Here is a 6,621-nt window from a genome sequence, read left to right as displayed (position 1 = left end):
GGTAGCTATGTGTGGAAGGGATAAGTGCTGAAAGCATCTAAGCATGAAGCCCCCCTCAAGATGAGATTTCCCATAGCGTCAAGCTAGTAAGATCCCTCAAAGATGATGAGGTTGATAGGTCTGGGGTGGAAGCATGGCAACATGTGGAGCTGACAGATACTAATCGATCGAGGGCTTAACCTAAATCAAAAGCAGAATAAGCCCGCTTAGACCGATAGGATATTTAATCGCTCACCAAGAAGTCGCTTTTTGACTTCGTAGGGAGAGAGAAAATAGCCGTACGGTTTGGCTTATGAAGCTGGATGTCATTGGAAAGTCGTTGTTATCTAGTTTTGAGAGAATAAATCTCAAATGACGTTCAACTAAGAACATCACGTCCTGTGATAACGTTGAACTAACTGACATCATGTCAGCCTCATGTCTGGTGGCGATAGCGAAGAGGTCACACCCGTTCCCATGCCGAACACGGAAGTTAAGCTCTTCAGCGCCGATGGTAGTTGGGGGCTCTCCCCCTGTGAGAGTAGGACGCTGCCAGGCAAACATATTCCACAGTAGCTCAGTGGTAGAGCAATCGGCTGTTAACCGATCGGTCGTAGGTTCGAGTCCTACCTGTGGAGCCATGGAGAAGTACCCAAGCGGCTGAAGGGGCTCCCCTGGAAAGGGAGTAGGTCGTGCAAGCGGCGCGAGGGTTCAAATCCCTCCTTCTCCGCCATTGAACGTTTTTATGTAGTATGGCCCGTTGGTCAAGCGGTTAAGACACCGCCCTTTCACGGCGGTAACACGGGTTCGAATCCCGTACGGGTCACCATTTGGAGGATTAGCTCAGCTGGGAGAGCACCTGCCTTACAAGCAGGGGGTCGGCGGTTCGATCCCGTCATCCTCCACCATATTATATTTTGATATTATCGCGGGGTGGAGCAGTCTGGTAGCTCGTCGGGCTCATAACCCGAAGGTCGTAGGTTCAAATCCTGCCCCCGCAACCAAAAATCAAATGTATTACGTTGAATAATCTTTATTGTTCATTTGAAGTAGTAGTGCAAATGATGTACAAAAATTATTCACACTAAATAGGTTGAATAATTTTAATTTTTAATTTTATCTTGGTCCCGTGGTGTAGCGGTTAACATGCCTGCCTGTCACGCAGGAGATCGCCGGTTCGATCCCGGTCGGGACCGCCATTATATAGAAGTGTGGCTCGATAGCTCAGTCGGTAGAGCAGAGGACTGAAAATCCTCGTGTCGGCGGTTCGATTCCGTCTCGAGCCACCATTTTTATTTGTCAATTATGAGTGCTGCCGGCCTAGCTCAATTGGTAGAGCAACTGACTTGTAATCAGTAGGTTGGGGGTTCAAGTCCTCTGGCCGGCACCATCTATCCTTACACGATTTACTATTGATTTTTATGATAACGTATACTAAAATATAATTATTCTTTTGGAGGGGTAGCGAAGTGGCTAAACGCGGCGGACTGTAAATCCGCTCCCTCAGGGTTCGGCGGTTCGAATCCGTCCCCCTCCACCATTTTATATAGGGGCATAGTTTAACGGTAGAACAGAGGTCTCCAAAACCTCCAGTGTGGGTTCGATTCCTACTGCCCCTGCCAATCAATTATGACAATTATTATGGCGATTGTGGCGAAGTGGTTAACGCATCGGATTGTGGTTCCGACATTCGTGGGTTCGATTCCCATCAGTCGCCCCATCTTTATTTGAATAGTTGGGCTATAGCCAAGCGGTAAGGCAACGGTTTTTGGTTCCGTCATGCGTTGGTTCGAATCCAGCTAGCCCAGCCATTTATTTGCGGAAGTAGTTCAGTGGTAGAACACCACCTTGCCAAGGTGGGGGTCGCGGGTTCGAATCCCGTCTTCCGCTCCAGAAGTTGGCGGCATAGCCAAGTGGTAAGGCAGAGGTCTGCAAAACCTTTATCACCGGTTCAAATCCGGTTGCCGCCTCCAATAATTTTATATTTCCTGTGCCGGAGTGGCGGAATTGGTAGACGCACAGGACTTAAAATCCTGCGGAGGGTTGCCTCCGTGCCGGTTCGAGTCCGGCCTCCGGTATCACTTTCCCCCTTAGTTACTTTATAGTATCAAGGGGGAATTTCAGCAATTGAAAAAAGCACCTCTTTAATAAGCGGTGCTTTTTTATATAATATTATGCCGGTGTGGCGGAATTGGCAGACGCGCACGACTCAAAATCGTGTTCCTTCTGGAGTGTCGGTTCGACCCCGACCACCGGTATCTTTAAAACAAATCAATTTTATTTTAAAACGTTTAAAACACTCACATATGTTGATAATCAACATGTGTGAGTGTTTTTTGTTTTTGGGAAACTGGCCATAGATTTGTCAACACAGCAATAATTAGATATTTTAAATGAATTTTTTATTTTACTAGATTCATTTTCACTAAGTTTTCACCAAACTTTATTAAACTACAAACATCAAGAACGAAAGGAGGTAAGAATACGATGAATACAAAAGTGAAAAAAGGTATTTTCTGGGGAGGAATCATTGCCTCCATGATTCTAGTTATTAGTGTATTTCATAATCTATTTGGAGGTTTAACTGCCCTTGCTGCTCATCCACATGGACCAAGAGGTATGAGTCCACACGGTGGTTTTGGAAATCAACATATAATGGGCTATCATCATGGTGGTTTTTCTTGGCTTTGGTTCCTATTCTTCTTAATCTTAGCGATCGTTGTTTTAGTTCTAGTTGTAAAATGGTTAAGAAAGAAGTCAAAGGTATCATCGATGCAGCAGTTTATTGATACATCTTTAATGAGTTCATATAGACCTTTTACGAACGAACGTGAAAGTATTTTAGATCAATGGGAAAAAAATTTAAATAAAAAGGAGAATGGTTAAAATGGGTATCTTTAAGAGATTAAAAACAATTACAAAAGCTGATATAAACGGTTATCTTGACGGCCTTGAAAATCCAGTCGCAATGTTAAACGAATATTCGAGAGAAATGGAACAGGAAATTATAAAAGCACAAAGAGCTTTATCACGTCAAATGTTTGTTGAGAACAAACAAGCAGCTCTTATTTTAGAAACAAAAGCATTAGTGGAAAAAAGAACTCGACAAGCTAAACTTGCAATTGAACAAGATGAGGAATCAATTGCTAAATTAGCTGTACAAGAAAAGCTTTCTCATGAAAAGCAGTTAAGTCTTTATGAACAGCAATATGAAGCCATTAAAGAGCAGACTGAAGTTTTAAAAGAAAAATTAAATGAATTTCAGCAAACGTACAGTGAACTGCAGCATAAGAAAATACTCTTAGCTTCTCGTGCAAATGTTGCTCAGTCTATTCAACAAATACAAAAAGTCTCTGGTTCCTTACAAGCTGACAATATTTTAAGGGGAGTGGCTCGTACTGAGGACAGAATTCTATTGATGGAAGCTGAGGTACAAGCAGGCAATCAGTTTTCAAATCCTTTAGTGAGATATGAAGCAATGTATGCAAACGAGGAAGAGTTAAATAAGGAATTAGAAAAACTAAAGAATGAAAAAGAGTCTGTAGTATAAGAAAGATATTGATGAGCTAGGAGGAAGCACCGTTACATCACTTAGGTGCTTCTTTTTCTTTATTAAAAAGGAAAGGAGAATACATGTGACTTATTTATTACCTATTATTGTTTATTTGGCTGCAGCATTCGTTGTCACGAGAATTCCTTATATAAGGACGTATATTTCTCTTTGTCATACACTGCTTCATGAAGTGTTTCGAGTCTTAATAAGTAGAGGAAAACGAAAGAAAATCAAACTATTAAAAAATGAATTTGATCTTGAGACTGCTGAGCATATAACCTTGAGACATCATTTTATTAACTATATTAGCTATACGGCAGTAATACTAGTAATAATCGGCTTCTGTTATTTAGTTTCTACTGCAAACTATAAGTTAATTCTTTATCTTCTTATCTTACTAATTGCTGTTTCAATTGTGCTGTGGATTCGTCACTTTCTTGAAATTATATGGGCTCTGTCTTTTGCAGTTCTATTAGGTTTACCTCTCTATTCAGGAAATGGCATGATGATTAGTCAGACAGCTATTTTTTTAACATTTTATTTGCTGTTGAAGTCTATCTTAACCGCTCTTCAAGTTTGCAGGCAAAGTTTCTTTGATCGAAAAGGAAAGGGAATTATAGGAAAAGTAAAATGGATTCCATCAATGATGTTAGGATTAGCCCTGCTAGTTCAATCCCTCTATGCCGGCTTTTTTATTGTTAGTAATTTCGTCTTTCACATACACATTGGTTTACCTTGGGCAGAATTAGAGTTTGTAAAACTTCCATCGGTGTAATTCATTTATTAATATTTTCCCTTTTATTAATCTAACCACTGCAGAAATTGCTGCAGTGGTTAGATTTTTATAACGATACAACTTTTCTAGAAGTATTAAAAAAGGTAATATTAATAACAGAAACAATGAGGGCAGTTAAAAAAGAGGTGGTTAACTTGAATATTCTCTTAGCAGAAGATGACTTACAGCTTGGTGAATTAATTGGTTTTATGTTAAAGAAAAAGGGCGGCTGTAAGGTTGATTGGGTGATGGAGGGAGAAGATGCCTACGATTATGCTAAAGCTTCCCACTATGAGGTCTTAATATTGGATTGGATGATGCCTAATGGAGATGGAATCTCGGTTTGTCGAAAACTTAGAAGTGAGGGCTACGCTGGAGCAATTTTAATGTTAACCGCTAAAGATGCTGTAGAAGATCGCATTAACGGGTTGGATGCTGGAGCAGATGATTACCTTATTAAGTCGTTTGAAATTGATGAGCTTCTTGCCCGATTACGTGCGCTTACACGCCGCAACTATGCTCCGATATTGGAAGATCAGATTTCTATTCAGGGCTTGGCCATTAACCGTACGAGCCAAACGGTTTCTCAAGAGAAAGAAGAAATTCAGTTCAGTCCTCGTGAGTTTCAGCTGCTGGATTTGTTGGTTCAAAATAAAGGGCAAGTTCTGCCTAGAGAGGTAATTTTAGACCGAATTTGGGGCTTTGATGCTGAAGTATCGACTAAAACAATTGATGCGACGATTAAATTAATTCGAAAAAAGTTGGGTCGATTCGGAAAACAAGATTTGCTTCAAAGTATAAGAGGAGTTGGCTATAAAGTTGAAAGCTAAAAATTTCTCCTTCACTTCTTTATTTCGTAAAAGAGACATCTTTGAAAGCACCCAGTTTCGCTTAACACTCTTATACAGCGGCTTACTTATGCTTTTTTTAGTCCTTTTTATTGCCGTTGTTTATCTCATCTTATATGTGACTATTTTTAAGGACCAAGAACGCGAACTAACATCTACTGTTAGCCAGGAAGCGAGAAGTATTGAAGAGTACTTAAAATTTCAGAATCATCAAGGTGGATTAGAGTTTTTTAATCAAGAATCCGTTGTAAAGGATGTGGATCAATTTTTCTATTACGTTGTGAATCGATCAGGAGAATTAGTAATAGGAGATGAGATCATTCCAGAGCTTCGTACGAACATTTTAAATGTCATTTCGAGGTGGAATCATAGCGAAGATGAAATTCTTCAGGAAACCTTTCATCTGAACTTTTCTGAAAACAGGTCGCATGATAAAGGGAAACGAGAAGAATTCCGTCCGATGCAAAAAACAGATACTGTCCGGTTAATCATTGATGGTGAACCAATTTTTTATAACGGTGAAATGATTGGTACGCTTTATATTGGGAAGGAAATTTCGTTCGCTTATCAAGTTTTTAAGTGGCTGCTCATTATTTTAGCAGGCTTAGCGATTCTTTTTATGGTAGTGGCGCTTATTATTAGTAACTATATGTCCAAAAAAGCAATGGTTCCGATTACACGTGCTTTTTCAAGACAGCGGGAATTTGTCGCAGATGCTTCTCATGAATTACGTACTCCGTTAAGCGTTATGCTTTCGTCGATTAATGCGATGGAAATGACGCTGGATTTTAAAAAAGAAGATTACTCTCATAAGCTTCTTGTCAATATGAAAAATGAAGTAAAACGTATGACGAACTTAGTTGGAGATTTATTAACGTTGGCTCGGTCAGATTCGGGGACAATTGAATACGTAAAAGAAAGATTTGATTTTCGTTCAATTGCAGAGGAAGCGGTTGAATCCGTGCGAACGATGGCTGAATCGAAGCAAATCAAGCTTCAATTCGATGCACCAAAATCACTTATTATCAATGGGGATTCGCAGCGGCTAACTCAGCTGCTTTATATTTTATTAGATAACGCGATTAAATACACCCCAAATGGCGGAGAGACGAAACTTTCCCTTTCTGTTAAAGGAAAAGAGTTACTTATGATGATGAAAGATACCGGAATAGGAATCAAACCCGAAGATCATGGGCGCATCTTTGGACGGTTTTACCGCGTTGATAAAGCAAGGACACGGCAAGCAGGAGGATATGGGCTAGGACTTGCGATTGCGAAGTGGATTGTCGAAAGTCATCAAGGAAGTATTCAAGTATCGAGTGAACTAGGAAAGGGAAGTACATTTTTTATTAGAATTCCTATTAAAGAACAATAAAATGTTTTTATTTGAGGAGAAGCAAAAAAGAAAGTCGCTTTCCTGTCAGTTAGATGGGAAAGCGACTTTCGAACTACTATTTATAGATTCA

The 6,621-nt window shown here is 40.0% G+C and carries 5 protein-coding genes, 16 tRNA genes and 2 rRNA genes; all 23 read left to right on the top strand.

What is annotated here, in order from left to right; translation table 11 throughout:
- Positions 1-183: ribosomal RNA gene (locus DS031_RS12305) — 23S ribosomal RNA — on the top strand; the annotation flags it as partial.
- A gap of 237 nt (positions 184-420) precedes the next feature.
- Positions 421-537, top strand: a 5S ribosomal RNA gene (gene rrf / locus DS031_RS12300).
- A gap of 8 nt (positions 538-545) precedes the next feature.
- Positions 546-620 (top strand) — tRNA-Asn (locus DS031_RS12295).
- Between the two features lies 1 nt (position 621).
- Positions 622-712: transfer RNA gene (locus DS031_RS12290), tRNA-Ser, on the top strand.
- A 21-nt stretch (positions 713-733) separates the two neighbouring features.
- Positions 734-808, top strand: a tRNA-Glu gene (locus DS031_RS12285).
- Between the two features lie 3 nt (positions 809-811).
- A tRNA-Val gene (locus DS031_RS12280) sits at positions 812-887 on the top strand.
- 19 nt (positions 888-906) lie between these two features.
- A tRNA-Met gene (locus tag DS031_RS12275) sits at positions 907-983 on the top strand.
- 119 nt (positions 984-1,102) lie between these two features.
- Positions 1,103-1,178: transfer RNA gene (locus tag DS031_RS12270), tRNA-Asp, on the top strand.
- Between the two features lie 14 nt (positions 1,179-1,192).
- Positions 1,193-1,268 (top strand) — tRNA-Phe (locus DS031_RS12265).
- A 25-nt stretch (positions 1,269-1,293) separates the two neighbouring features.
- Positions 1,294-1,369, top strand: a tRNA-Thr gene (locus DS031_RS12260).
- Positions 1,370-1,434: 65 nt separating this feature from the next.
- Positions 1,435-1,519: transfer RNA gene (locus tag DS031_RS12255), tRNA-Tyr, on the top strand.
- Between the two features lie 8 nt (positions 1,520-1,527).
- A tRNA-Trp gene (locus DS031_RS12250) sits at positions 1,528-1,601 on the top strand.
- A gap of 22 nt (positions 1,602-1,623) precedes the next feature.
- Positions 1,624-1,699 (top strand) — tRNA-His (locus tag DS031_RS12245).
- Between the two features lie 16 nt (positions 1,700-1,715).
- A tRNA-Gln gene (locus DS031_RS12240) sits at positions 1,716-1,790 on the top strand.
- A gap of 7 nt (positions 1,791-1,797) precedes the next feature.
- A tRNA-Gly gene (locus DS031_RS12235) sits at positions 1,798-1,872 on the top strand.
- A 6-nt stretch (positions 1,873-1,878) separates the two neighbouring features.
- A tRNA-Cys gene (locus tag DS031_RS12230) sits at positions 1,879-1,952 on the top strand.
- Between the two features lie 19 nt (positions 1,953-1,971).
- A tRNA-Leu gene (locus DS031_RS12225) sits at positions 1,972-2,057 on the top strand.
- 98 nt (positions 2,058-2,155) lie between these two features.
- Positions 2,156-2,237, top strand: a tRNA-Leu gene (locus DS031_RS12220).
- Positions 2,238-2,466: 229 nt separating this feature from the next.
- Positions 2,467-2,865: a hypothetical protein gene (locus DS031_RS12215; protein WP_113806361.1), complete on the top strand. Its 399-nt coding sequence runs from the start codon at positions 2,467-2,469 to the stop codon at positions 2,863-2,865.
- 1 nt (position 2,866) lies between these two features.
- A complete protein-coding gene (locus DS031_RS12210) occupies positions 2,867-3,529 on the top strand; it encodes a PspA/IM30 family protein (RefSeq protein WP_181833135.1) in 663 nt (220 codons plus the stop codon).
- Between the two features lie 85 nt (positions 3,530-3,614).
- Positions 3,615-4,307: a hypothetical protein gene (locus tag DS031_RS12205; protein ID WP_113806359.1), complete on the top strand. Its 693-nt coding sequence runs from the start codon at positions 3,615-3,617 to the stop codon at positions 4,305-4,307.
- A gap of 155 nt (positions 4,308-4,462) precedes the next feature.
- Positions 4,463-5,137 (top strand): response regulator transcription factor, encoded by a 675-nt coding sequence (locus DS031_RS12200; protein WP_113806358.1) that lies wholly within the window; start codon positions 4,463-4,465, stop codon positions 5,135-5,137.
- Positions 5,127-6,530 (top strand): sensor histidine kinase, encoded by a 1,404-nt coding sequence (locus DS031_RS12195; protein WP_342767244.1) that lies wholly within the window; start codon positions 5,127-5,129, stop codon positions 6,528-6,530. Before DS031_RS12200 ends, DS031_RS12195 begins: the two co-directional genes overlap by 11 nt.
- Positions 6,531-6,621 lie beyond the last annotated feature (91 nt).

Source organism: Bacillus taeanensis, from assembly GCF_003318295.1.
Lineage (GTDB): Bacteria > Bacillota > Bacilli > Bacillales > UBA6769 > Maribacillus > Maribacillus taeanensis.
The sequence above is the reverse complement of the archived record's forward strand: the minus strand, read 5'-3'. Positions and strand labels throughout refer to the sequence as shown.

What these genes read in the sequence shown, in the direction of transcription:
- DS031_RS12215 (WP_113806361.1), top strand. Translation starts at nt 2,467, where the DNA reads ATGAATACAAAAGTGAAAAAAGGTATTTTCTGGGGAGGAATCATTGCC.
- DS031_RS12210 (WP_181833135.1), top strand. Translation starts at nt 2,867, where the DNA reads ATGGGTATCTTTAAGAGATTAAAAACAATTACAAAAGCTGATATAAAC.